General features: G+C 70.5%; 26 protein-coding genes and 1 tRNA gene. 23 read left to right on the forward strand and 4 right to left on the reverse strand.

The annotated features are described in order from the left end of the window. Nucleotides 1-7: 7 nt before the first annotated feature. A complete protein-coding gene (locus M0M48_RS28480) occupies nt 8-403 on the reverse strand; it encodes a hypothetical protein (protein WP_257753712.1) in 396 nt (131 codons plus the stop codon). A 29-nt stretch (nt 404-432) separates the two neighbouring features. Next, entirely contained in the window at nt 433-1,443 is a 1,011-nt protein-coding gene (locus tag M0M48_RS28485; protein ID WP_257753713.1) for an adenosine deaminase, read from the reverse strand. Between the two features lie 58 nt (nt 1,444-1,501). On the opposite strand from M0M48_RS28485, the gene M0M48_RS28490 reads away from it, so the two are divergent. The 10 genes from M0M48_RS28490 to M0M48_RS28535 all read left to right on the forward strand — a co-directional run bounded on the left by M0M48_RS28490 (nt 1,502) and on the right by M0M48_RS28535 (nt 7,599). After that, on the forward strand, nt 1,502-2,101 hold the full coding sequence (locus tag M0M48_RS28490) for an RNA polymerase sigma factor (protein WP_257753714.1): 600 nt from the start codon (nt 1,502-1,504) through the stop codon (nt 2,099-2,101). Beyond that, nucleotides 2,098-2,709, forward strand: coding sequence for a hypothetical protein (locus M0M48_RS28495; RefSeq protein WP_257753715.1), 612 nt, complete (start codon nt 2,098-2,100; stop codon nt 2,707-2,709). Before M0M48_RS28490 ends, M0M48_RS28495 begins: the two co-directional genes overlap by 4 nt. 88 nt (nt 2,710-2,797) lie before the next feature. Then, nucleotides 2,798-3,226, forward strand: a complete 429-nt coding sequence (locus M0M48_RS28500; RefSeq protein ID WP_215813506.1) for a hypothetical protein — start codon at nt 2,798-2,800, stop codon at nt 3,224-3,226. Between the two features lie 20 nt (nt 3,227-3,246). Continuing rightward, a complete protein-coding gene (locus M0M48_RS28505) occupies nt 3,247-3,918 on the forward strand; it encodes a TetR/AcrR family transcriptional regulator (RefSeq protein ID WP_257753717.1) in 672 nt (223 codons plus the stop codon). Between the two features lie 137 nt (nt 3,919-4,055). Next, nucleotides 4,056-4,128 (forward strand) — tRNA-Trp (locus M0M48_RS28510). A gap of 59 nt (nt 4,129-4,187) precedes the next feature. Then, on the forward strand, nt 4,188-4,451 hold the full coding sequence (gene secE / locus M0M48_RS28515) for a preprotein translocase subunit SecE (RefSeq protein WP_215813505.1): 264 nt from the start codon (nt 4,188-4,190) through the stop codon (nt 4,449-4,451). Between the two features lie 49 nt (nt 4,452-4,500). After that, entirely contained in the window at nt 4,501-5,403 is a 903-nt protein-coding gene (nusG, locus tag M0M48_RS28520; protein WP_374586961.1) for a transcription termination/antitermination protein NusG, read from the forward strand. 152 nt (nt 5,404-5,555) lie between these two features. Further along, nucleotides 5,556-5,990, forward strand: a complete 435-nt coding sequence (rplK, locus tag M0M48_RS28525) for a 50S ribosomal protein L11 (RefSeq protein WP_215813503.1) — start codon at nt 5,556-5,558, stop codon at nt 5,988-5,990. A gap of 61 nt (nt 5,991-6,051) precedes the next feature. Next, nucleotides 6,052-6,765: a 50S ribosomal protein L1 gene (gene rplA / locus M0M48_RS28530; protein ID WP_215813502.1), complete on the forward strand. Its 714-nt coding sequence runs from the start codon at nt 6,052-6,054 to the stop codon at nt 6,763-6,765. A gap of 162 nt (nt 6,766-6,927) precedes the next feature. Next, complete coding sequence (locus M0M48_RS28535) at nt 6,928-7,599, forward strand: DUF4232 domain-containing protein (RefSeq protein ID WP_257753718.1); 672 nt, start codon at nt 6,928-6,930, stop codon at nt 7,597-7,599. Here M0M48_RS28535 and M0M48_RS28540 read toward each other — a convergent pair. Beyond that, nucleotides 7,589-8,872 (reverse strand): aminotransferase class I/II-fold pyridoxal phosphate-dependent enzyme, encoded by a 1,284-nt coding sequence (locus tag M0M48_RS28540; protein WP_215813500.1) that lies wholly within the window; start codon nt 8,870-8,872, stop codon nt 7,589-7,591. The two genes, M0M48_RS28535 and M0M48_RS28540, sit on opposite strands and share 11 nt — an antisense overlap. 55 nt (nt 8,873-8,927) lie before the next feature. Continuing rightward, entirely contained in the window at nt 8,928-9,491 is a 564-nt protein-coding gene (locus tag M0M48_RS28545) for a hypothetical protein (protein ID WP_257753719.1), read from the reverse strand. A 294-nt stretch (nt 9,492-9,785) separates the two neighbouring features. Here M0M48_RS28545 and rplJ point away from each other — a divergent pair, with 294 nt between their 5' ends. The 13 genes from rplJ to M0M48_RS28610 all read left to right on the forward strand — a co-directional run bounded on the left by rplJ (nt 9,786) and on the right by M0M48_RS28610 (nt 22,660). After that, a complete protein-coding gene (rplJ, locus tag M0M48_RS28550) occupies nt 9,786-10,439 on the forward strand; it encodes a 50S ribosomal protein L10 (protein ID WP_257753720.1) in 654 nt (217 codons plus the stop codon). 75 nt (nt 10,440-10,514) lie between these two features. After that, on the forward strand, nt 10,515-10,907 hold the full coding sequence (gene rplL, locus M0M48_RS28555) for a 50S ribosomal protein L7/L12 (RefSeq protein ID WP_215813497.1): 393 nt from the start codon (nt 10,515-10,517) through the stop codon (nt 10,905-10,907). A gap of 389 nt (nt 10,908-11,296) precedes the next feature. Continuing rightward, a complete protein-coding gene (locus M0M48_RS28560) occupies nt 11,297-12,259 on the forward strand; it encodes an ABC transporter ATP-binding protein (protein ID WP_038676937.1) in 963 nt (320 codons plus the stop codon). Nucleotides 12,260-12,324: 65 nt separating this feature from the next. After that, a complete protein-coding gene (locus M0M48_RS28565) occupies nt 12,325-13,107 on the forward strand; it encodes an MlaE family ABC transporter permease (protein WP_374196981.1) in 783 nt (260 codons plus the stop codon). Between the two features lie 10 nt (nt 13,108-13,117). Beyond that, nucleotides 13,118-13,945: an MlaE family ABC transporter permease gene (locus M0M48_RS28570; RefSeq protein ID WP_215813496.1), complete on the forward strand. Its 828-nt coding sequence runs from the start codon at nt 13,118-13,120 to the stop codon at nt 13,943-13,945. A 7-nt stretch (nt 13,946-13,952) separates the two neighbouring features. Then, a complete protein-coding gene (locus M0M48_RS28575; RefSeq protein ID WP_257753721.1) occupies nt 13,953-15,206 on the forward strand; it encodes an MCE family protein in 1,254 nt (417 codons plus the stop codon). Further along, a complete protein-coding gene (locus tag M0M48_RS28580; protein WP_257753722.1) occupies nt 15,203-16,264 on the forward strand; it encodes an MCE family protein in 1,062 nt (353 codons plus the stop codon). Before M0M48_RS28575 ends, M0M48_RS28580 begins: the two co-directional genes overlap by 4 nt. After that, nucleotides 16,261-17,232: an MCE family protein gene (locus M0M48_RS28585; RefSeq protein WP_257753723.1), complete on the forward strand. Its 972-nt coding sequence runs from the start codon at nt 16,261-16,263 to the stop codon at nt 17,230-17,232. The genes M0M48_RS28580 and M0M48_RS28585 overlap by 4 nt, the downstream gene beginning before the upstream one ends. Then, nucleotides 17,229-18,365, forward strand: a complete 1,137-nt coding sequence (locus M0M48_RS28590; protein WP_257753724.1) for an MCE family protein — start codon at nt 17,229-17,231, stop codon at nt 18,363-18,365. The genes M0M48_RS28585 and M0M48_RS28590 overlap by 4 nt, the downstream gene beginning before the upstream one ends. After that, nucleotides 18,362-19,831 carry an MCE family protein gene (locus tag M0M48_RS28595; protein ID WP_257753725.1) on the forward strand — a complete coding sequence of 490 codons (1,470 nt, stop codon included), beginning with the start codon at nt 18,362-18,364 and terminating at the stop codon, nt 19,829-19,831. Before M0M48_RS28590 ends, M0M48_RS28595 begins: the two co-directional genes overlap by 4 nt. Beyond that, on the forward strand, nt 19,828-21,114 hold the full coding sequence (locus M0M48_RS28600) for an MlaD family protein (protein WP_257753726.1): 1,287 nt from the start codon (nt 19,828-19,830) through the stop codon (nt 21,112-21,114). The genes M0M48_RS28595 and M0M48_RS28600 overlap by 4 nt, the downstream gene beginning before the upstream one ends. Nucleotides 21,115-21,152: 38 nt before the next feature. After that, a complete protein-coding gene (locus tag M0M48_RS28605; RefSeq protein WP_257753727.1) occupies nt 21,153-21,809 on the forward strand; it encodes a hypothetical protein in 657 nt (218 codons plus the stop codon). Beyond that, nucleotides 21,809-22,660: a J domain-containing protein gene (locus M0M48_RS28610; protein ID WP_257753728.1), complete on the forward strand. Its 852-nt coding sequence runs from the start codon at nt 21,809-21,811 to the stop codon at nt 22,658-22,660. The genes M0M48_RS28605 and M0M48_RS28610 overlap by 1 nt, the downstream gene beginning before the upstream one ends. Nucleotides 22,661-22,886: the final 226 nt, after the last annotated feature.

The following is a 22,886-nucleotide window of genomic DNA, read 5'->3' on the forward strand; positions in this document are numbered from 1 at the left end:
TTGCCCCCTAGAGGATCGCGGAGACCACCCACGCGACCAGGCCCACCACGGCCGCCAGGACGGCGACCACCGCCAGCACCAGCAACGCCGCGAGCACGGTTCCGGCGATGCCGGTGACGAGGGCGGCGGTCGCGATCCCGGCGCCGCGGTGGGCCTCCGGGTTGTTCCGGATCGAACGCCGGGCGCGCAGCGCGGTGCGGATCGCGATGGGGGAGCAGATCGCCGCCGCGAACGAGACGATCGTGAACGGCGTCAGCAGGACGCCGACCATCCCGACGACGGCGAACACCAGGGCCGTGACGGCCTGGGGGTGCGTGCTCGCGATCCGGTACGTCGCTCCGCCCTCGGGCACCGCGTGGCCGAAGGCCGGCGCGCGGTAGGGCTCGTAGGACAGGCCGCTCATGGAGCCATCCTGCCCGCCGGGTGGTAGCGCTACGCCCCGAGCCAGGCGTCGATGTCGGCCAGGGCCGCGTCGACGACCTCCTGGGGGGCGCGGCTGGCGCGGAAGGACATCCGGGCGAGCTCGGCGAGACGGTCGTCGCCGAGGTCGTGGGCGGCGCGCATGGTGGCGTACTGCCCGGCCAGGCGGGAGCCGAACAGCAGCGGGTCGTCGGCGCCGAGGGCGACGGTGGCGCCCGCGTCGAGGAGCGTCGGGAGCGGCACCGAGGTGAGGTCGGAGTAGACGCCGAGGGCGACGTTGGAGACGGGGCACACCTCGAGGGCGACGCCGGCGTCGACGATCCGGGCGAGGAGATCGGGGTCCTCGGCGGCGCGGACGCCGTGGCCGAGGCGGTCGGCGTGGAGCGAGTCGAGGCAGACCCGGATGTGCTCGGGCCCGCGCAGCTCGCCGCCGTGGGGCGCGAGCAGGAGGCCGGCGCGCTCGGCGATCGCGAAGGCGCCGGCGAAGTCGGAGGTACGGCCGCGGCGCTCGTCGTTGGAGAGCCCGAAGCCGACCACTCCGCGTCCGGCGTACTGACCGGCGAGGCGGGCCAGGGTCCGCGCGTCGAGCGGGTGGCGGGTGCGGTTGGCGGCGATGACGACGGCGATGCCGAGGCCGGTGCGCTCGGAGGCGTCGCGGACCGCGTCGAGGACCAGGTCGGTGAAGGCGCTGATCCCGCCGAAGCGGGCGCCGTAGCCGCTGGGGTCGACCTGGATCTCGAGCCAGCGACCACCGTCGGCGACGTCGTCCTCGGCGGCCTCGCGCACGAGCCGTCGTACGTCGTCCTCGGTGCGGAGCACGGAGCGGGCGACGTCGTAGAGGCGCTGGAAGCGGAACCAGCCCTTCTCGTCGGCGGCCGTCAGGTGCGGCGGCCACTCGGAGACGAGCGCGTCGGGCAGGTGGATGCCGTCGCGCTCGGCGAGCTCGAGGAGCGTGGCGTGCCGCATCGAGCCGGTGAAGTGCAGGTGGAGGTGCGCCTTGGGCAACGCCTGGAGATCCCGCACGGCGCCATCGTAGGGGGCGCCGCTGTAACGTCGGGCACCCCTAGGGCCAAGAGGGGACATGAGCGACCAGCCCGCCGGTGCCTCGGACGACGTCCGCCGCATCGGCCACGACCCCGACGCCTTCGAGGCGTTCTACCGCGCTCACCTCGAGCTGGTGCAGCGGTTCGTCGCTCGCCGGGTGAGCGATCCGCACCTCGCGGCCGACCTGACGGCCGACGTCTTCCTCGCCGCCGTGGACGCCGCCGGCGGCTACGACCCGCGCCGGGGGAGACCGGCGGCATGGGTCACCGGGGTCGCGCGCAACGTCGTGGCCGCGGAGTTCCGCCGCCAGGGACGCCAGCGCACCGCCGTCCGCAAGGTCGCCGGGCGCCGCCTCCTCGACGGCGACAGCCTGGCCCGGATCGAGGAGCGGATCGACGCCGAGCGCGAGACCCGCCAGCTGTACGACGCCCTGGGCGCCCTGCGTCCCCGCGACCGCGCGCTCATGGAGCTGGTCGCGATCGAGGGCCTGTCGGTCACCGACGCGGCGGCCGTGCTGGGGGTGAAGCCGGCCACCGCGCGGGTCCGGCTGCACCGCAGCCGGCGCCTGGTCCAGTCCCACCTGCAGCCCCCGCACCCCGTCGCGGAGGCCGCACTCGCACCGGAGGTTCCGTCATGACATCCACCCTCGACACGTTCGAGCAGTCCCTGCTCACCGAGCTGCGCCGGCACGTCGCCGATCGGCGGCCCTCGCCCCGTCGTACCCGTCGGCGGCGGTGGGCCGCGGCCGGCGCCGGCCTCGTCGCCGCCGGGTCGATCGCGACCGGCGCGGTGTTGCTCCAGCCGGGGCCCGCGTTCGCCGTCCAGGAGGAGGCGGACGGCGACATCGTGGTCACGATCGCCAGCCTCGACGATGCCGCCGGCCTGGAGCGGGCGCTGGCGGAGCACGGCGTCGAGGCGGAGGTGAGCTACGACGCCGACGAGCTCCTGCCCGAGGTGCAGGAGGTGCCGCCCGGGAAGGCCGATGCCGACATCGGCATCGACCCCGGGCCGCGCCTGGAGACGGGCGGCACCGACCCGGCCGAGGGCGCCGAGGTCCCCGAGGGCGCCGAGGTCCCCGACGGGCTGCCGTGCGGCGCGATCGCGATCGAGACGCGCGGCGACGGGATCACCTTCCGGCTGCCGGCGGCCGCGGTGGCCGCGGAGTCGCCGCTGGTGATCCGGACCGCGGGGAAGACCGACGGCTGGTCGTCGATCGCCGTGCAGTGGGAGCGACCCGTCTGCTGACCACCTCGAACCAAGACTTGAACACGTTCAAAACCTGGCCTACGCTGCAGGCACAAGGTTTTGAACGTGTTCAAGAAAGGGTTCGACCATGAACTGGACCATCGCCAGCCACCTCGTCTACCTCGCGATCACCGTGCCGCTCACGATCTGGGTCGCCAGCACGCTCTCGCGCAACGGCCGGGTCTTCCTGGCCGACGTCTTCCAGGGCGACGAGGGCCTCGCCGACGCGGTCAACCGCCTGCTGGTCGTCGGCTTCTACCTGCTCAACCTCGGCTTCGTGACGCTGTTCGTGCGCAGCGGCCGGATCCACGACGCCGAGGGCCTGTTCGACTCGTTGAGCGTCAAGGTGGGCGTCGTGCTGCTGACGCTCGGTGTGCTGCACTTCGTCAACGTCTACGTCTTCAACCGGCTGCGCCGCCGGCACCGGATCGAGGAGTTCCAGCGCCTCGCGCCGCCGCCCCCGATGCCGCGCTACCCGGTGGCCTACGGCCCGGCGTACCCCGCCGCCCCCCGGTGAGCCTCTCTAGGGTGGAGCCCGTGCCGGAGACACCACGGACCCCCAAGGCCGCCCAGACCCGGGACGCGATCCTCGCGACCGCGCTGCGGCTCTTCCGGGAGGACGGCTACGACCGCACGACGATGCGCGCGGTCGCCAAGGAGGCCGGGGTCTCGCTCGGGAGCGCGTACTACTACTTCGCCTCCAAGGAGCACCTCGTCCAGGCGTTCTACGACGAGCTGCTCGGCGAGCACCAGGGTGCGGTCGAGGACGTGCTCGCCCGGGAGTCCGGCTTCGCCGCCCGCCTCCAGGGCAGCCTGGAGGCCTGGCTCACGGTCGCGGCACCGCACCACGCCTTCGCGGCGCAGTTCTTCCGCAACGCCGCCGACCCGGCCAGCCCGCTCTCGCCGTTCAGCACCGAGTCCGCGCCGGCCCGCGACGGCAGCATCGACCTCATGCGCCGCCTCCTGGACGGCTCCGACGCCAAGGTCTCCCGTGCGCTGCACGCCCAGCTGCCCGAGCTGCTGTGGCTGCTCCAGATGGGCGTCGTCCTCTTCTGGGTGTACGACGCCAGCGAGGGCCAGCGCCGTACCCGCACCCTCGTCCGGGGGCTCGTCCCGCTCGTGGACCGGCTCGTCCGGATGAGCCGCCTCCCGGTGCTGCGCGGCGTCGTGGACGACGTGCTCGCGCTCGTCACCTCGCTGCGCGCCTGAAGCGGTGCTCGCCGTGGTTGGGTTCGGTCCGTACTTTGGTCGGCACCGGGTGCATCTGTAGAGTGCTCTCTGGTGGATCTTCCACATGGTGAGTCGCGCCCTGAACCAGGGTGCGCACGATCCGGGAGAAGCCGCGGAGGGCACTAGCTCAACTGGCAGAGCATCGGTCTCCAAAACCGAAGGTTGGGGGTTCAAGTCCCTCGTGCCCTGCAAGAGATGACGAAGATGCTGGCGACGACGTCCAGCACGACAAGGAGAAGGTGAGCAGCGTGGCGGATGCTCCGGCAGTCCGTGGGGGCCGCAAGGACTCCTCGGGCGGCAAGCAGCCCGAGAAGCGCACCGGCCCGGTGACCTTCTACCGCCAGGTGGTCGCCGAGCTCCGCAAGGTCGTCTACCCGACCCGCGAGCAGCTGGGCACCTACTTCGTGGTCGTCCTCGTCTTCGTCCTCGTGATGATCGCGCTCGTCTCGGTGCTCGACCTTGCCCTGGGCAAGCTCGCGTTCCAGATCTTCACCGGCGCCGACGACATCTGACCGGGTGGGCGCGCTCGTGCCCGCCTGAGTGACCCGTACGAGACAACTGATGGAGCAGCACGTGTCCGAGCAGTACGACCCGGCCCACGACGCCGAGGACACCGCCGCCGCCGAGGCCTTCGCGGCCGCTGAGCTCGCCGACGAGGCAGCTGAGGTGGACGAGGCCGACGAGATCGAGACCGACGCCGACGTCGAGGTTGACGTCGAGGTCGACGTCGAGGCCGAGGTGCAGGCCGAGGCCGACGACGAGACCGACATCGACCCGGAGCCCGAGGCTGCGGCCGACGACGAGTCCGATGTCGACGAGGAGCCCGAGGACCAGGACCCGCTCGAGGCGTTCCGCCGCGAGCTGTGGGCCAAGCCCGGCGACTGGTTCGTGGTGCACACCTACTCCGGCATGGAGAACCGGGTGAAGCAGAACCTCGAGAACCGGATCCACTCCCTCAACATGGAGGACTACATCCACGAGATCGTGGTCCCCACCGAGGAGGTCGCCGAGATCAAGAACGGCCAGCGCAAGATGGTCAAGCGCACCGTTCTCCCCGGCTACGTGCTGGTCCGGATGGACCTCACCGACGAGTCCTGGGCCGCCGTGCGGCACACGCCGTCGGTCACCGGCTTCGTGGGTCACAGCCACCAGCCGGTCCCGCTGAGCATGGACGAGGTCGAGAAGATGCTCGCCCCCGCCGTGGTCACCGCGGCTGCTGCCGAGGCCGAGGCCGCCGCGGCCACCTCGTCCGGTGGTACGTCGACCACGCCGGCCAAGAAGCCGATCGAGGTCGCCGACTTCGGCGTCAACGACTCCGTGCTCATCGTCGACGGCGCCTTCGCGACGCTGCACGCGACGATCACCGAGATCAACGCCGAGGCCCAGCGGGTCAAGGCGCTCGTCGAGATCTTCGGCCGGGAGACCCCGGTCGAGCTCAGCTTCGGTCAGATCCAGCGGGTCTGACCGCTCGGCCCCGCGTGGGCCGGAATTTCGCCGTCCGCGCACGGGCGCGGAAGAATGTCTGGGTTCCCCGGCCCTCGGGCCGGTGACGCAGGTGGCAGAGGAGCACGACGTGCTCCTCGTCATGACCACGAGAAGAAAGAGAGGGCACAGGAATGCCTCCCAAGAAGAAGATCGCCGCACTGGTCAAGGTGCAGCTGCAGGCCGGTTCGGCCACCCCGGCCCCGCCGGTCGGTACCGCCCTCGGTCCGCACGGCGTCAACATCATGGACTTCTGCAAGGCGTACAACGCGCAGACCGAGTCCATGCGCGGCAACGTCATCCCGGTCGAGATCACGATCTACGAGGACCGGTCCTTCGACTTCATCACGAAGACCCCGCCGGCCGCGGAGCTGATCAAGAAGGCCGCCGGCCTCAAGAAGGGCTCGGGCGTCCCGCACAAGGAGAAGGTCGGCAAGCTGACCAAGGACCAGGTGCGCGAGATCGCCACGACCAAGCTCCCCGACCTCAACGCCAACGACATCGACGCCGCCATGAAGATCGTGGAGGGCACCGCCCGCTCCATGGGCGTCACCGTCGAGGGCGCCTGAACCACTGTGGGAGGGCCGCGCTGGCCCGCTGACCACATCTCCTGAAAGCAGAGGACCACTCATGCAGCGCAGCAAGACCTACCGCGCGGCTGCCGAGACGTTCGACAAGAACGAGCTCTACGCACCGCTCGCCGCGATCAAGATCGCGAAGACCAGCAGCAAGAAGAAGTTCGACGAGACCGTGGACGTCGTGTTCCGCCTCGGCGTCGACCCCCGCAAGGCGGACCAGATGGTGCGCGGCACCGTCAACCTGCCCCACGGCACGGGCAAGACCGCCCGCGTCCTCGTGTTCGCCAACGGCGACAAGGCCGACGCCGCCCGTGAGGCCGGCGCCGACTTCGTCGGCAGCGACGAGCTCATCGACAAGGTCGCCGGCGGCTGGACCGACTTCGACGCCGTGGTCGCCACCCCGGACCTCATGGGCAAGGTCGGCCGCCTCGGCCGCGTGCTCGGTCCCCGTGGCCTCATGCCGAACCCCAAGGTCGGCACCGTGACGCCGGACCCGGCCAAGGCCGTCTCCGACATCAAGGGCGGAAAGATCGAGTTCCGCGTCGACCGCCACGCCAACCTGCACTTCATCATCGGCAAGGCGTCCTTCTCCGAGCAGCAGCTCGCCGAGAACTACGCCGCTGCCCTCGAGGAGGTGCTGCGGCTCAAGCCGGCCAGCTCCAAGGGCCGCTACCTGAAGAAGGTCACCGTCTCCACGACCATGGGCCCCGGCGTCCAGGTCGACCCCAACCGCATCAAGAACGTCGCGGCTGAGGATGAAGTCTGATTGAGCCGAGCGCAGACGAGCTTGCTCGTATGCCGAGGCGATTGAAGACTGCGGCCGCCAGGCCGCCGGCCTGATCCAGGCACCCGTCAGCACCGACGCCCGCCGCGCCCCTCGGGGTACGGCGGGCGTCGTGCTTTTCGCCGATCCGCCTAGGGTGACGGCGTGAAGCGTGCTCTCGGGTTCCTGGCCGTACTCACCGCGTTGCCGGTGCTGACCGCCTGCACCGGCGAGCCGGAGGCAGCGCCGGCCGAGCCCGGTGTCACGACGGCCGCGCCCGGGCACGAGGAGCTCGCGCCCGGGTGGGACGAGAGCCCGGACGGTGCCGCGCCGACTCCCGACGAGGAGCTCGACGACGCCGCGCTGTCGGCGCTGCTGCGCACCCGGGCGACGGCGTCCGGCGCCGAGCACTGCACCCCCGACCGGGTCGCGGTCACGCTGGAGGGCTTCGACCAGGCGGCCGGGCACCGCTACAGCCGGGTCGTCGTCCGCAACACCGGGGACGGGCCGTGCGTGGTCGAGGGGGTGCCCGGGGTGGGTGCCCGCGGGACCTGGGGGACGACGTTCGTCAACGAGGTGGGCCCGGGGACGTCCGAAGCCCCGGCGGGTCCGGTCCGGCTGGCGCCGGGGGAGCGGGCCACGAGCGACCTGGAGTGGACCGGCGACCTCGCCGGTGCCGAGCCCGAGTCCGAGCGCGCGTCGCTGCTCGTGCTCCAGCTCGCGCGCGGTCAGGTTCCGGTCGCCGTGCCGGCGCGGATCGCCGGGGACACCCCCGACGACCCGACGCTCGACATCGGGCCGCTCACCACCGTGCGGCTGACGCCGTTCAGGCGCTGAGCTTCTCCAGCGCGGCCAGCTCGACGCACACCGCGACGCCGGCCATCGCGGCCTCGACCTCGGCGAGCACCGGGAACGTGGGGGCGAGGCGGATGTTGCGGTCGTTCGGGTCGTCGCCGTGGGGGAACGCCGAGCCGGCGGGGGTCAGCGCGATGCCGGCCTCCTTGGCGAGCGCGACCACGCGCGACGCCGTACCGTCGAGGACGTCGAGGTTGACGAAGTAGCCGCCGGTCGGCACCGTCCACTCGGCGATGCCGAGCCCGGTCAGGCGCGAGGACAGCGCGTCCTCGACCGCGGTGAACTTCGGCGCGATGAGGTCGCGGTGCTTGCGCATGTGGGCCCGGACGCCGTCGGCGTCGCCGAAGAGCTCGACGTGGCGCAGGTGGTTGATCTTGTCCGGGCCGATGGAGCCGAAGCCGAGGCGCTGGAGGTACCACGCCTTGTTCTCGGGGGACGCCGCGAGCGCGGCGACGCCGGCGCCGGCGAAGGTGATCTTGGAGGTCGAGGCGAACATGATCGGCCGGTTCGGGTGCCCCGAGGCGGCGGCGAGCCCGAGCGCGTCGGCGCTCTTGATCTCGTCGTCGGTCAGGTGGTGCACGGCGTAGGCGTTGTCCCAGAAGATCCGGAAGTCGGGCGCCGCGGTCGGCATCGCCATCAGCTCGGCGGCGACCTCGGCGGAGCAGACCGCGCCGGTCGGGTTGGCGTACGTCGGCACGATCCACAGGCCCTTGACGGCCGGGTCGTCGGCGACGAGGCGGCGCACGGCGACCGGGTCGGGGCCGTCGGGGGTCATCGGGACCGGGAGCATCTCGATGCCCAGCTCGGCGAGCATGGTGAAGTGGCGGTCGTAGCCGGGCACCGGGCAGACGAACTTCACGACCGGCTCCTCGCCCCACGGGCGGGGCGAGTCGGGGCCGCCCTTGAGCAGCAGCGCGGTGAGCACCTGGTGCATCATCGTCAGGCTGGAGTTGCCGCCGCAGACCACCGCGGCGACGTCGACGCCCAGCAGGTCGGCGAAGATCTCGCGCATCTCGGGCAGGCCCTCGAGGCCGCCGTAGTTGCGCACGTCGGCGCCCGAGCGGTCCCGGTACGACGTGGGCAGGCCGAGCAGCGCGTTGGACAGGTCGAGCTGGTCGGCGCCGGGCTTGCCGCGCGTCAGGTCGAGCGTCAGGCCGCGGGCCTTGAGGTCGTCGTACGCGCCACGCACCGTGGTGAGGCGGGTGGCGAGCTCGTCGGCGGAGAGGGCGGACAGCGGCTGCGCGGAGGTGGTCACGGGACCATCGTGCCAAGTCCGCGCGCGAGGCGCGCGCCCGGTCCGTCCGTCGAGGTCAGAGCTCGCCGCGCTCGCGCCGCAGCGCGACCATGTCGGCGGTGCGCTGGTGCAGCGCGACGACCTCCTCGCGGTAGGCGCTCGCGAGGTCCGTGCCGAGCACGTCGACCTCGCCGCTCGACGCCCAGGCCAGCACCACGGAGCCGTCCGGGCGCAGTCCCCAGGTGCGGTCCCCGTCGCCGTAGACCGCGAACGCCGGGACGACGTCGGTGATCCCCGCCTCGCGCAGCCCCTCGGCGCGCTCCTCGATCGAGGCCCAGCCGGGCAGGTCCTCCCCGCCCACCCCGAGCACCACGAGACCCGGCCAGAAGGTCCAGGCCGGGCCGACGTCGAATACCTGCGGCGCGGGCCACAGCTCGGTGCGCGTGAGGACCGCCAGCCCGTTGAGCCGGTCGCCGAGCAGCGCGCGCAGGGGTGCGGGCACGGTGAGGGCGAGGGCCGCCTCGAGCGCCACGACCTGCTCCTCGGTCGCCGGGCCGGCCGCGACGATCTCGTAGTCGTCGCGGCTGGTGTCCTGGAGCGCGGCGACGAGCTCGTCGTGCAGGGTGGGGGTCTCGCTCATGCGAGCACCGTCCCCGCGGCGACCAGGCGCAAACCGTGGGGCAGGGGAGTGGGCGCCGATTTGGTGCGGCGCGGCGGGCGCCGTACCGTTGCCGACTGAAACCTTAAGACCGCCGGTCGTCTGGGCTCCCAGCCCTGACCGAAGGATCCGCGAGACATCGCGGACGGCCTGCGCAGGGGATCAGAGCACGACCCGGGTACCGCGAGGTGCCCGAAGTCCACGCCCTGAGCGCCTGCGCTCGGGGCGTTCGTCGTATCGGGGCCCTTCGCGGTGGTAACCACTGGAAGGAGACCCATGGCGCGGGCAGACAAGCAGGCCGCCGTCGCGGAGATCGCTGAGTCCTTCAGCGAGTCCGCTGGCGCTGTGCTGACCGAGTACCGCGGTCTCACCGTCAAGGAGCTGCAGGACCTTCGCCGCTCCCTCGGTGCGAACGCCAACTACGCCGTGGTCAAGAACACGCTGGCCAAGCTCGCCGCCACGGAGGCGGGCATCGAGGGCTTCGACGAGCTCCTCACCGGCCCGACCGCCATCGCCTTCATCAAGGGCGACGTCGTCGAGGCTGCCAAGGGTCTGCGTGACTTTGCCAAGGCGAACCCCACCCTCGTGATCAAGGGTGGCGTTCTGGACGGCAACCTCCTCGACGCGAAGGAGATCGCCAAGCTGGCCGATCTCGAGTCGCGCGAGGTGCTCCTCGGCAAGCTGGCGGGCGCGATGCTCGCTTCGCTCAGCCAGGCCGTCTACCTCCTCAACGCCCCGCTCGCCCAGGCTGCCCGGCTCGCCGGTGCCCTGGAGGCGAAGGCCCAGGAGGACCCCACGATCCTCGCAGGTGGTGCCGGTACGCCGGCCGCTGCCGAGGAGACCCCGGCCGCCGACGAGGCTGCCGCCGAGGAGGCCCCCGAGGCCCCCGAGGCTGCCGCTGACGAGGCTGCCGACTCCGCCGACGCCTGAGCCCAGGCCGACGTACCACCACCTGAAACCCGGTCCGCGTCCGCGGGCCACAAGCACCAAGAAGGAGACGCCACCATGGCGAAGCTCACCACCGACGAGCTCCTCGACGCGTTCAAGGAGATGACCCTCATCGAGCTCTCCGAGTTCGTGAAGCAGTTCGAGGAGACCTTCGGCGTCACCGCCGCCGCCCCGGTCGCCGTTGCCGCCGCTCCCGCCGCCGGCGGTGCCGCGGGTGGCGACGACGCCGCCGCTGCGCAGGACGAGTTCGACGTCGTCCTCGAGGCTGCCGGTGACAAGAAGATCAACGTCATCAAGGAGGTCCGCGCGCTGACCTCCCTCGGTCTCAAGGAGGCCAAGGACCTCGTCGAGGGCGCCCCGAAGGCGATCCTCGAGAAGGTCAACAAGGAGACGGCTGACAAGGCCAAGGAGGCCCTCGAGGGCGCCGGCGCCACCGTCACCCTCAAGTGATCTCCTCCGGTCGCCGCGCCGCCTCCGGGTGGGCGTAGCGGCCGGATAGCTCGCTGGCACGAGGCGGGTCCCTTCGGGGGCCCGCCTCGTGCTGTTTTTGCTGCGCGAAGTGCGCGGGTTGCTGGTCCGAAGTGGGACGGTTGCTGGCTCGAGGTGGGGGACTTGCTGGGGCAACCGGCGTACTTCGACCCAGCAACCGGCGCACTTCGTGGGTGGGTGAGGGCTAGCACTACTCGTGAGTTGGACGCTAGAGCTACTCGTCAGTACTTTGCGGGTCTCGATGGTCGGGTAGGCGTGACGCATGCCACGGATGCCGCGTAACGTGCGCCACGCGGCTGCGTTGTTCCTACGCAGCCTGGGCCGGCAGGCGGACGAGGGAGAGGTCAATCATGGGCGTCGACGTACAGGTGACGAACCTGACGAAGCAGTTCGGGAAGCAGCTCATCTGGAAGGGCGTGTCGCTGACCCTTCCGGCGGGCGAGATCTCGGTGATGCTCGGGCCGTCGGGTACCGGCAAGTCCGTCTTCCTCAAGGCGCTGATCGGCCTGATCAAGCCCGACGAGGGCTCCATCGTGATCGAGGGCACCGACATCGCGTCGTGCTCCGAGAAGGAGCTCTACGAGATCCGCAAGCTGTTCGGCGTGCTGTTCCAGGACGGCGCGATGTTCGGCTCGATGAACCTCTTCGACAACGTCGCCTTCCCGCTGCGCGAGCACACCAAGAAGTCCGAGTCCGAGATCCGTGACATCGTCATGGAGAAGATGGACATGGTCGGTCTGCTCGGGGCCGAGGACAAGCTTCCCGGTGAGATCTCCGGTGGTATGCGCAAGCGGGCCGGTCTGGCCCGGGCGCTGGTGCTGGACCCCGAGATCCTGCTGATCGACGAGCCGGACTCCGGTCTCGACCCGGTGCGTACGTCGTTCATCAACCAGCTCTTCGTCGACCTCAACGCCCAGATCGACGCGACCTTCCTCATCGTGACCCACGACATCCACAGTGTGCGGGTGGTGCCGGACCAGATCGGTCTGCTGTACCACAAGCACCTGGCGATGTACGGGCCGCGCGAGATGCTGCTGTCCTCGGACGAGCCTGTCGTGCGCCAGTTCCTCAACGCGCAGACGATCGGGCCGATCGGCATGTCGGAGGAGAAGGACGCCGACCAGCTGGAGGCCGAGAAGGACATGGACCTGCCGCCGCTGCCGCCGATCCCGCTCCAGATGGAGCCCTCCAACGGCATCCCGCGCCGGGCGCAGGCCGAGCCGGGTGCCTGGTGCCGGGCCAACGGGATCACGCCGCCTCCGGGGTCGTTCACCCGCGAGGCCGAGCACGCGGCGGGACAGCAGCAGAGCTGAGCCGGCGCGCGGCGCACCACGGGAACGGATCGAGGAGACAGCATCAGGATGGAAAGGGGCGGTAGGTGTCGCTGACCGCTGCACGTGTCATCGCCCCCTTCGGTACGGCGGGCAAGCTGTTCGCCTTCGCGCTGGACGTCGGTCGCGGGCTCTTCCGGCGACCGTTCCAGACGCGGGAGTTCATCCAGCAGGCGTGGTTCATCGCCTCGGTCACGATCATCCCGACCGCGCTCGTCGCCATCCCGTTCGGCGCGGTCATCGCGCTCCAGGTCGGTGGCCTGATCAAGCAGTTCGGTGCCCAGTCGTTCACCGGCTCGGCGTCGGTGCTGGCGGTCATCCAGCAGGCGGGGCCGATCGCGACGGCGTTGCTGATCGCGGGGGCCGGCGGGTCGGCGATCGCGGCCGACCTCGGCGCGCGCAAGATCCGTGAAGAGCTCGACGCGATGATGGTGCTGGGCATCGATCCGATCCAGCGCCTCGTCGTGCCCCGGGTGCTGGCGTGCATGCTCGTGGCGGTCTTCCTCAACGGCATGGTCAGCGTCGTCGGCGTGGCCGGCGGCTACGTCTTCAACGTCATCCTCCAAGACGGTACGCCGGGCGCGTACCTGGCCAGCTTCACCGCGCTCGCCCAGCTACCGGACGTGTGGATCGGCATGATCAAGGCGCTGGTCTTCGGACTCATCGCCGCGATCGTCGCCGCCTACAAGGGCATGAACGCCGGTGGCGGCCCCAAGGGCGTGGGCGATGCCGTCAACGAGTCCGTGGTCATCACCTTCCTGCTGCTGTTCGTCGTCAACTTCACCCTGAGCACGATCTATCTCCAGGTCGTCCCGCCGAAGACGGGTTAGGGGAGCGGACATGGCGAGCATCAAGGCGATCTACGACCGGCCGATGAAGGGCCTGGACAACCTCGGTCACGAGCTGTCCTTCTACCTCAAGGTCCTCATCGCGCTGCCCCGGTCGGTACGCCGCTACCCGCGCGAGATCCTGCGCATCCTGGCCGAGGTCACCCTCGGCTCGGGCGCGCTGGCGGTCATCGGCGGCACGGTCGGCGTCATCATCGGCATGACCTTCTTCACCGGGGCCCAGGTCGGGCTCTCCGGGTACGCCGCGCTCAACCAGCTCGGCACCGCGGCGTTCTCCGGCTTCGTCTCGGCGTACTTCAACACCCGCGAGATCGCCCCGCTGGTGGCGGGCATCGCGCTCGCCGCGACGGTCGGCTGCGGCTTCACCGCCCAGCTGGGCGCGATGCGGATCTCCGAGGAGATCGACGCCGTCGAGGTGATGGCGATCCCGTCGATGCAGTTCCTGGTCACCACGCGGGTGATCGGCGGCCTGATCGCCATCGTCCCCTTGTACGTCGTCGGCCTGCTCTCGTCGTACGTCGCGAGCCGCCTGGTGGTCACCCAGTTCTACGGGCAGTCATCAGGAACCTACGACCACTACTTCAACCAATTCCTGCCACCCGGCGACGTGCTGTGGTCCTTCGGCAAGGTGCTGGTGTTCGCGGTGGTCGTCATCCTCATCCACTGCTACCACGGCTACACGGCCTCCGGCGGTCCGGCCGGCGTGGGCGTCGCGGTGGGTCGTGCGGTGCGGACGAGCATCGTCGCGATCAACGTGATCGACCTCTTCCTGTCCATGGCGATCTGGGGCGCCTCGACCACCGTGCGACTGGCGGGGTGAGGCGACGATGAACCGCGTGCTCTCCGCCCACCGCGTGCTCGGTGTCGTCTTCGTGTGCCTGCTGCTGGTCGGCGTCTGGCTGACCTACGCGACGTTCACCAAGAAGTTCACGAGCTATGACCGGGTCACCCTCGAGACCACCAACATCGGCCTGCAGCTGCCGAACCGGGCCGACGTCAAGGTCCGCGGCGTGATCGTGGGCGAGGTGCTCGCCACCGAGGCCGGCGACGCCGGCGGCGCCAAGATCACCCTCGGCCTCTACCGCGACAAGATCGGCGTGGTCCCGGCCAACGTGACCGGCTCGATCGTGCCCAAGACGCTCTTCGGCGAGAAGTACGTCTCGCTCGTCATCCCCGACAGCGGCCCGTCGGGCACGATGCGCGCCGGCGCGACCATCGACCGCACGGTGGTCAGCACCGAGCTCGAGGAGGTCCTCTCCGACCTCTACCCGCTGCTCCAGACGGTGCGCCCGGCCGACCTCAACATGACGCTGACCGCGCTCGCGACCGCGCTCGAGGGCCGCGGCGAGCAGCTGGGCAAGAACCTCGAGGTGCTCGACTCCTACCTCAAGCGGCTCAACCCGCAGATCCCGGCGCTGCTCGAGGACCTCAAGCTCACCGCCGACGTCTCCGACACCTACGCCGACATCCTTCCCCAGGTGGCCCAGATCCTCGACGACACCGTGAAGACCACCGGCACCATCGAGGAGCGCGAGGCCTCGCTGCGCGCGACCCTGCGCGACGTGCGGACCTTCTCCGACACCGCGCGCTCCTTCCTCGACGCCAACGCCGAGCGGCTCGAGGAGGCCGGGCGGCTGAGCACGCCGATCCTGCGGGCACTGGCGCGCTACGCACCCGAGATCCCGTGCATGGCCAAGGCGATCACCACCGTCCAGGGCCGGCTCGCCCAGGCGTTCCGCGGCTACGAGCTGCACATCGTGCTCGAGACGCTGCAGGACCAGCCGCGCAAGTACACCGCCAAGGACAAGCCGATCTTCGGTGACGACCGCGGCCCCGACTGCCTCGGCCTGCCCAACCCGGTGTGGAGCCAGGAGAACCCGCACGGCCCGCTGCCCAAGCTCAACGACGGCATCAACGGCAACACCGGCAAGGGCAACCTGCGTCCCGGCGCCGGCTACCAGGGCACCCCGGACGACGTGACCGCGCTGCGCGGCGCCCTCGACGCCGAGTACGACGGCGCGGGCTCCGACCTCAACGTCCTGCTGACCGGCCCGCTGCTCGCCCAGGGAGCCACGCGATGATCCGGGGCCTCGACAAGCAGACCAGCGGCGCGCTCGTCCGGCTGGTGATCTTCATGGTCACCACGGCGCTCGCGACCGGCGTGCTGATCGTGACGATCGGCAACCTGTCCTTCGGCAGCACGAAGCAGTACTCCGCCGACTTCACCGACGCGACGGGCGTCAACAAGGGCGACGACATCCGGATCGCCGGCGTCAAGGTCGGCTCCGTCGAAGGTGTCGAGGTCAAGGGCGCCCACCGGGCCCGGGTCACCTTCAAGGTCGACGCCGACACGGTCCTCGACGGCGCGACCCACGCCCGGATCCGCTACCGGAACCTGATCGGCCAGCGCTACATCTCGCTGACCCAGGAGGGCACCGCCGGCGGCGGTCGCCTCGGCGAGGGCGACACGATCGCGATGGGCAACACCGAGGCCGCGCTCGACCTGACGGTGCTCTTCAACGGCTTCAAGCCGCTCTTCCAGGCGCTCTCGCCCGACGACATCAACAAGCTCTCCTACGAGATCGTCCAGGTCTTCCAGGGCGAGGGCGGCACCGTCCAGGGGCTGCTGTCGAGCACCGCGTCGGTCACCCAGACGCTGGCCGACCGCGACCAGGTGATCGGCGACCTGATCGAGAACCTCGACTACGTCCTGGGCCACGTCGCCGACCGCGACAAGCAGCTGACCCGGCTCATCGACAGCTTCCGCTCGCTCGTGGGCGGCCTCAACGACGACCGCGAGGCGATCCTCTCCTCGCTCGACTCGATCTCGGACCTCTCGGTGCAGACCGCGGCCCTGGTGACCGACATCAAGGACCCGTTCGTCAAGGACATCAAGGAGCTGCGCAAGCTCGCCGGCAACCTCGACCGCAACCGCAAGGAGATCGACCGCTCCCTGCAGGTGCTCCCGATCAAGCTCACCAAGATCGGCCGGACGGCGACCTACGGCTCCTGGTTCAACTTCTACCTGTGCCACTTCAAGGCCACGATCACGCTGCCGGGCGCGAAGAAGCCGCTCCCGCCGGTCGCCTACAAGGTGGCCGCCGACCGGTGCTCGCTCCAGCGGGAGGTGGGTCAGTGACGAAGCCGTTCCGCGAGCGCAACCCCGTCATCATCGGCATGGTCAGCATCGCCGTGCTGGTGCTCGGCCTGGTCGCGGCGTTCCGCGCCCAGGACCTGCCGCTGATCGGTGGCGGCGACACCTACTACGCCTCGTTCTCCGAGGCGGGCGGGCTCAAGGTCAAGGACGAGGTCCGCATCGCCGGCGTCCGCGTCGGCCAGGTGACCTCGATGGACCTCGACGGCAACTCGGTCAAGGTCGGCTTCAAGATCAAGTCCGACGCCGCCTTCGGCGACGAGACCCGGGCCGACATCAAGGTCAAGACGATCCTCGGCTCGATGTTCCTCGCGCTCGAGCCGGCCGGCAGCGGCCAGCTCGCCGAGGGCACCACGATCCCGGTCGAGCGGACCAGCTCGCCGTACGACGTGGTCGACGCCTTCACCGGCCTCGCCGAGACCTCCGCCGACATCGACACCGACCAGCTCGCCGCGTCGCTGACGACGCTGGCCGACCTGACCCGCAACACGCCCGAGGACTTCCGCAAGGCGCTCACCGGCCTGTCCGCGCTGGCCGACACCGTCGCCTCGCGCGACAAGGAGATCGGCTCGCTGCTGCAGAACCTGCACCGGGTCTCGACCGTGCTCGACTCGCGCGACGAGGACATCGTCGCGCTGATGGGCGACGCCGACACGCTGTTCACCGCGCTGCTGCAGCGCAAGGAGCAGATCCACCGGCTGCTGGTCTCGACCTCGACGCTGAGCACCAAGCTGACCGGCCTGATCCGGGACAGCCGCGCCGACCTCAAGCCGGCGCTCGACCACCTCGACTCGGTGCTCCAGGTGATCAAGAAGAACGAGAACAACCTCGAGGACTCGATCGCGACGATGGCGCCCTTCTACCGGGTCTTCGCGAGCACGCTCGGCAGCGGCCCGTGGTTCGACACCTACATCTTCAACCTGCCGCCCGTCCCGGGGACGGTGGGCCAGTGACCGGGCTGCGCCGCTGGCTCCCGCTGGCCGTCATCGGACTCCTCGTCGTCGCCGGCGTGGTGTGGATGTTCGGCGGCAAGGGCGACAGCAAGACCGTGACGGCGTACTTCCCGCGGGCCGTGTCGGTCTACGAGGGCAGCGACCTGCGGGTGCTCGGCGTCCGGGTCGGCCAGGTCGACGAGGTGACCCCCGCGGGCACCAAGGTCAAGGTCGTCATGTCCTACGACTCCGACGTCAAGGTGCCGGCCGACGCCGACGCGGTGATCGTCTCGCCGTCGGTCGTGGGGGACCGCTACATCCAGCTCTCGCCCGCCTTCGAGAAGGGGGACGAGGAGATGGCCGACAACACGGTCATCGAGGTCGCCAAGACCGCCGTCCCGCTCGAGCTCGACCAGATCTACTCCAGCATCGACAAGCTGACGGTGGCCCTGGGGCCCAACGGCGCCAACAAGGACGGTGCGCTCACCGACCTGCTGGAGCAGACCGCCCGCAACTTCGGCGGCCAGGGCGCCAACTTCCACCAGACGATCAAGGACTTCGGCCGGCTCAGCGAGACGCTCGACAACAACAAGGACGAGCTCTTCGAGTCGACCGCCCAGCTCGAGTCGTTCATCAAGACGCTGGCCGACAACGACACGACCGTGCGCGACTTCAACAAGTCCCTCGGCAACGTCTCCAGCCTGCTCGCCGACGAGCGCCAGGAGCTGACCACCGCCCTGGGCAACCTCGGTACGGCGCTCGGCGAGGTCGCCACGTTCGTCAAGGACAACCGGGCCGTCCTCGGTCGCAACATCAAGGACGTCAACCGGGTCGCCAAGGTGCTGGTGCGCCAGCGCGCCGCGCTCGACGAGCTGCTCCAGGCCGGTCCGCTCGCGCTGACGAACCTGTACCACACGTACAACCCCAAGGACGGCACGCTCGACACCAACGCCAACCTGGGCAACATCCTCCACGAGCTGACCTCCAACCCGGGCGCCGTCGTGTGCGCCCTGGTCTCGGGCGTCGACAAGAAGGGCGACCTGTGCAAGCTGGTCGACAAGCTGCTGCCCCGCGGTGCGCCGTTCGGGACCGGCTCGTGGTCCGGCAAGCAGTACGACCCGACCCTCAACGGCCTGGTGGAGGTGGACCGATGACGACCCGCCTGCGCGCGCGCCTGGGCCGCCGTACCCGTGCGGTCGCCGCTCTCGGCGCCGGCCTGCTGCTGCTCACCGGCTGCAACTTCGACGTCTACTCGCTGCCGCTGCCCGGTGGCGCCGACACCGGCAAGGACCCGATCCACGTCAAGGTCCGCTTCCCCGACGTCCTCGACCTGGTGCCGAAGTCCTCGGTCAAGGTCAACGACGTCGCGGTCGGCCAGGTGACCAAGGTGACCCTCGACGGCTACCAGGCCGTGGTCGAGCTCGAGCTCCGCAAGGACGTCGACCTGCCCGACAACGCGGTCGCCACGATCCGCCAGACCAGCCTGCTCGGCGAGAAGTTCGTCTCGCTGGCCACGCCGACGTCCGGCGCCAAGGGCCGGCTCTCCGACGGCGACCTGATCCCCGACGGCGGCCACAACCCCGAGGTCGAGGACGTGCTGAGCGCGCTGAGCCTGGTGCTCAACGGCGGCGGCGTCGCCCAGCTCAAGACGATCTCCTCCGAGCTCAACCTCGCCCTCGAGGGCCGCGAGGGCTCGGCCAAGTCCGTGCTCACCCAGGTCTCGTCGCTGATGGGCCAGCTCGACCAGCGCAAGCAGGACATCGTGCGCGCGATCGAGTCGGTCAACCGGCTCGCGCTCACCGCGCGCAAGCACCAGAAGAGCATCGATGCGGCGCTCGACGAGCTGCCCAGCGCGCTCGACTCGCTCGACAGCCAGCGCGAGGACCTCGTCGCGATGCTCGACGGGCTGACCAAGCTCAGCGACGTCGGCGTCCGGGTCATCCAGACCACGCAGGCCACGACGGTCGACTCGCTCCGCTCGCTCGACCCGGTGCTCACCCAGCTGGCCAAGGCCGGCGACGACTTCGTCAAGGGCTTCAGCACGTTCCTGACCTACCCGTTCATCGACGAGTCGGTCGGCCGCGACCCGCGGGTCGCCGAGAACCTGCACATGGGCGACTACGTCAACCTGTCGATCGACCTGCAGCTCGACTTCAACAACCTCGCGCTGCCGGACATCCCGTGCATCCCGATCAACCTGCTGCCCGACAGTCCGCTCGACCAGCTGATCAACCTCAAGAACCTCTGCAACGGCGTCTTCCAGACGCTCCAGGGGTGCCTGCGGACGCCGGTCAACATCGATGCCTGCCGCCAGCTCCCGAAGTACCTCTTCGACAACGTCTGCGCGGCGGTCAAGCTGCTGTGCGGCCTGGTCGGCAACAAGCCGGGTGCCACCAGCGGGGACAAGGCCAGTGCCGGCACCGACCCGCTCAGCCAGCTGCTCAACAACGTGCTCAAGGGCGGCGGCCTCGGCCGGCCCGCTCCGGGCGGCAGCAGCGAGGCCGACGTGATGTGGGCCGACTTCGACGACGCCTACGACGCCAACCTGCTCCGGGCCTACGCCGGCCCGCTGGTGGCCGCGCCCGGTGGCGCCACGACGACCGGGGGGACCAGCCGATGATCACCCGTCGTACCCGGATCCAGCTGATCGTCTTCGCGATCATCACGCTGCTCGGCGTCTCGTTCGTGGGCGCCCGCTACGCCAAGCTCGACCGGCTCGTGGTCGACCGCTCCTACACGGTCACCGCGCACTACCCACAGTCCGGCGGCATCTTCACCGGTGCCGAGGTGACCTACCGCGGTGTCGGCATCGGCACGGTCGGCGACCTGGTCCTCACCGACAAGGGCGTCGACGTCCAGCTCGAGATCGAGAAGAAGTGGGACAAGATCCCGCGCGACAGCATCGCGCTGGTCGGCAACCGCTCCGCCGTCGGTGAGCAGTACGTCGAGCTGCAGCCCCAGACCGACAAGGGTCCCTACCTCGTCGACGGCTCCCAGCTCGACGACGTCGCCACGCCCATCGCCACCGAGAAGCTGCTCGGCGACCTCTCCGCGACGGTCGCCAGCGTCGACCGGGACTCGCTGCGGACCACGGTCGAGGAGCTCGGCAAGGCCTTCGGCGGCACCGGCCCCGACCTGCAGAAGATCATCGACACCGGCAACTCGTTCATCGAGACCGCCAACGACAACTTCGACATCACCTCGGCGCTGATCAAGGACAGCAACACCGTCCTCAACGGCCAGCTCGCGACCGAGTCCTCGCTGCGCACCTTCGCCAGCCAGCTCTCGCTCTTCAGCGGCGCCCTCGCCGGCGCCGATCCGCAGCTGCGCAAGGTGATCGACTCCGGCTCGGCCGCGGCCACCCAGCTGCGCACCTTCCTGGAGCAGAACGGCGTCGAGCTCAGCGAGCTGCTCGCCAACCTGGTCGCCACCGGCCGGGTCGTGGTCAAGCACATCCCCGCGATCAAGCAGATGCTCGTCGTCTACCCCTACGCCGTGGTCGGCGGCTTCGTCACCGTCGGCAAGAGCCCCAACGGCTTCTGGGACGCGCACTTCGGCCTGGTCCTCGCGCCCGACAGCACGCCCTGCTACGCGGGCTACCTCAAGAAGCGCAAGAGCCCCTCCGACCGCTTCGAGAACCCGCCGATGCCCAACGTCGGCTGCACCGAGCCGGCCTCCAAGAGCAACCCGCGCGGCACCCAGAACCTGCCGCGCGCCGTACCGGACGTCGACGGGACCTCCCCGGTCGTCGCCAGCTACGACACGAAGTCGGGCCAGCTGAGCTGGGGTGCGCCCGCGTCGTCCGACACCCGCCGGGGTAGCGTGGCGCCGCCGTCGCTGGGAGAGGACTCGTGGAAGTGGCTGTACGTCCAACCGATGCTCGACTCGACCGCGACCCGGTGAGGCCCGCCGCGCCCCGCGCCACGCTTCGCTGGATCGTCATGGCGGTCCTGCTCGGCGTCCTGGTCGCCTCCCTCGGCGTCACCGCCTGGGTGGTGGTCGACAAGGCCGACGGCGACCTCGGCTCCCTGCGCCACCCGCCCAAGGACGAGACCGCCCAGCGCGAGAAGGCGCTCGCCGCGGCCCGCACCTTCGTCCAGCGGTTCAACACCTACGGGCCCGGGCTGCTCGACAGCGCCGGCAAGATGCCCGACTACGCCGCGGTCGGTGGGCTGATGACGGCCAAGTTCCGCACGGTCTTCGACAAGAACGTCGGCTATGCCGAGGAGACCGTCAAGCAGACCCAGATCGACCGGACCGGTACGCCGTACGCGGTCGGGATCGCGTCGATCGACGCCGACTCCGCCCAGGTGCTCGTGGCCGGCGTCGTGGAGTTCTCCTACCCCGACCCCAAGAAGGCGGGGGAGCGGATCCCGTTCGAGCCGCTGCGCTTCCGCTACGAGGTCTCGCTGGTCAAGCAGGACGGCCGCTGGCTGGTCGACGACCTCGACGACGTCGACGACGAGCTGCCCTCGTTCGGTGAGGCCTCGATCCCGCAGGGTGGCGCGCCGAGCCCGGCGCCCTCGGGCGGGGCCGGCCCGTCCGGCACCCCGTCCGGCAGCCCGACCGGCAGCCCGACCGGAACGGCGGGTCAGTGATGAGCACCAACCTCTACGACCTCCTCGACGTCGACGAGAGCGCGAGCGCCGACGAGATCCGCGCCGCGTGGAAGTCCGCGATCGCCGACCTCGACCCGACCGAGCGCCGGTTCCGGGCGTTCAACGACGCCGCCGGGGTGCTGCTCGACGCCGAGCGCCGCGCCGCCTACGACGCGGAGCTGGCCGCCGAGCGAGAGGCTGCCGAGCCCGAGGTCACCCCCGAGCCCGAGCCCACGGGCACCCCGGCGCCCGCGCCGGCGACCGCGGCCGCGGCCGACGAGCCCGAGGGCAAGCCCGCCGCGCAGCCCGGCGCCGGCCCCTCGACCACCGCCCTGATCGCCGTCGGTGTCGTGGCGCTGCTCGCCCTGGCCCTCGCGGTCGGCGTGCTCCTCATGCCCGGCGCCACCGGCGACGACACCGCCAAGGCGGTCTCCGAGCGCAACACCCGCGCCGAGCGCGCGGCGCTCTCGGCCGAGGGCGCCGCCGAGCAGATGGTCGCGCCGGTGCTGTCGTACAACTACAAGACGATGGCCGACGACCTCGAGCGCCACCGTGGCTACATGACCACGACGCTGGCCGACAAGCAGGCCCGCGCCTGGCCCGAGATCACCAAGGAAGCCGAGTCCCAGCAGATCGTCGTCGAGGCCAAGGCCAGCGCGACCGCCCTCACCCGGGTCGACCCGGCGGGGGACCGCGCCACGGTCGTGGTCTACGTCGACCAGTACGTCACCAAGGCCGGCGGCAAGCCCTTCGTGCTCCAGATGTGGGCGACGCTCTCGCTCAAGCGCGCCTCGGGCAGCGCCGAGCGCTGGCAGCTCGAGGACCTGTGCACCGACGCGTCCTGTGGGTGAGCGGATCGCTGCCCCGCGGCGAGGCCGCTTGACCTTCGGAGGCGGGCGCAGCATGATCGGCGGACCGGTTTCACCTGTGCACGACGGGACCGCTTCAACGGCTGTGTGAGGTTGCGCACCCGTACGTTGTCGAGCGCACCCCTTTGGTGTATCGTGGCTCCTTGCGCCTGCCCTCAGATGCGCTTCGGCCTGCCCGGTGGCCGATGACGTGGTGGGCTTGGGCGCT

Source organism: Pimelobacter simplex, from assembly GCF_024662235.1.
Classification (GTDB): Bacteria; Actinomycetota; Actinomycetes; order Propionibacteriales; family Nocardioidaceae; genus Nocardioides.

Excerpts from the sequence above, each read along its gene's own strand:
- M0M48_RS28480 (WP_257753712.1), bottom strand. The coding sequence starts at position 403 with ATGAGCGGCCTGTCCTACGAGCCCTACCGCGCGCCGGCCTTCGGCCAC.
- M0M48_RS28490 (WP_257753714.1), top strand. The coding sequence starts at position 1,502 with ATGAGCGACCAGCCCGCCGGTGCCTCGGACGACGTCCGCCGCATCGGC.
- M0M48_RS28495 (WP_257753715.1), top strand. The coding sequence starts at position 2,098 with ATGACATCCACCCTCGACACGTTCGAGCAGTCCCTGCTCACCGAGCTG.
- M0M48_RS28500 (WP_215813506.1), top strand. The coding sequence starts at position 2,798 with ATGAACTGGACCATCGCCAGCCACCTCGTCTACCTCGCGATCACCGTG.
- nusG (WP_374586961.1), top strand. The coding sequence starts at position 4,501 with ATGGAGCAGCACGTGTCCGAGCAGTACGACCCGGCCCACGACGCCGAG.
- rplK (WP_215813503.1), top strand. The coding sequence starts at position 5,556 with ATGCCTCCCAAGAAGAAGATCGCCGCACTGGTCAAGGTGCAGCTGCAG.
- rplA (WP_215813502.1), top strand. The coding sequence starts at position 6,052 with ATGCAGCGCAGCAAGACCTACCGCGCGGCTGCCGAGACGTTCGACAAG.
- M0M48_RS28545 (WP_257753719.1), bottom strand. The coding sequence starts at position 9,491 with ATGAGCGAGACCCCCACCCTGCACGACGAGCTCGTCGCCGCGCTCCAG.
- rplJ (WP_257753720.1), top strand. The coding sequence starts at position 9,786 with ATGGCGCGGGCAGACAAGCAGGCCGCCGTCGCGGAGATCGCTGAGTCC.
- rplL (WP_215813497.1), top strand. The coding sequence starts at position 10,515 with ATGGCGAAGCTCACCACCGACGAGCTCCTCGACGCGTTCAAGGAGATG.
- M0M48_RS28560 (WP_038676937.1), top strand. The coding sequence starts at position 11,297 with ATGGGCGTCGACGTACAGGTGACGAACCTGACGAAGCAGTTCGGGAAG.
- M0M48_RS28570 (WP_215813496.1), top strand. The coding sequence starts at position 13,118 with ATGGCGAGCATCAAGGCGATCTACGACCGGCCGATGAAGGGCCTGGAC.
- M0M48_RS28575 (WP_257753721.1), top strand. The coding sequence starts at position 13,953 with ATGAACCGCGTGCTCTCCGCCCACCGCGTGCTCGGTGTCGTCTTCGTG.
- M0M48_RS28580 (WP_257753722.1), top strand. The coding sequence starts at position 15,203 with ATGATCCGGGGCCTCGACAAGCAGACCAGCGGCGCGCTCGTCCGGCTG.
- M0M48_RS28595 (WP_257753725.1), top strand. The coding sequence starts at position 18,362 with ATGACGACCCGCCTGCGCGCGCGCCTGGGCCGCCGTACCCGTGCGGTC.
- M0M48_RS28600 (WP_257753726.1), top strand. The coding sequence starts at position 19,828 with ATGATCACCCGTCGTACCCGGATCCAGCTGATCGTCTTCGCGATCATC.
- M0M48_RS28605 (WP_257753727.1), top strand. The coding sequence starts at position 21,153 with ATGGCGGTCCTGCTCGGCGTCCTGGTCGCCTCCCTCGGCGTCACCGCC.
- M0M48_RS28610 (WP_257753728.1), top strand. The coding sequence starts at position 21,809 with ATGAGCACCAACCTCTACGACCTCCTCGACGTCGACGAGAGCGCGAGC.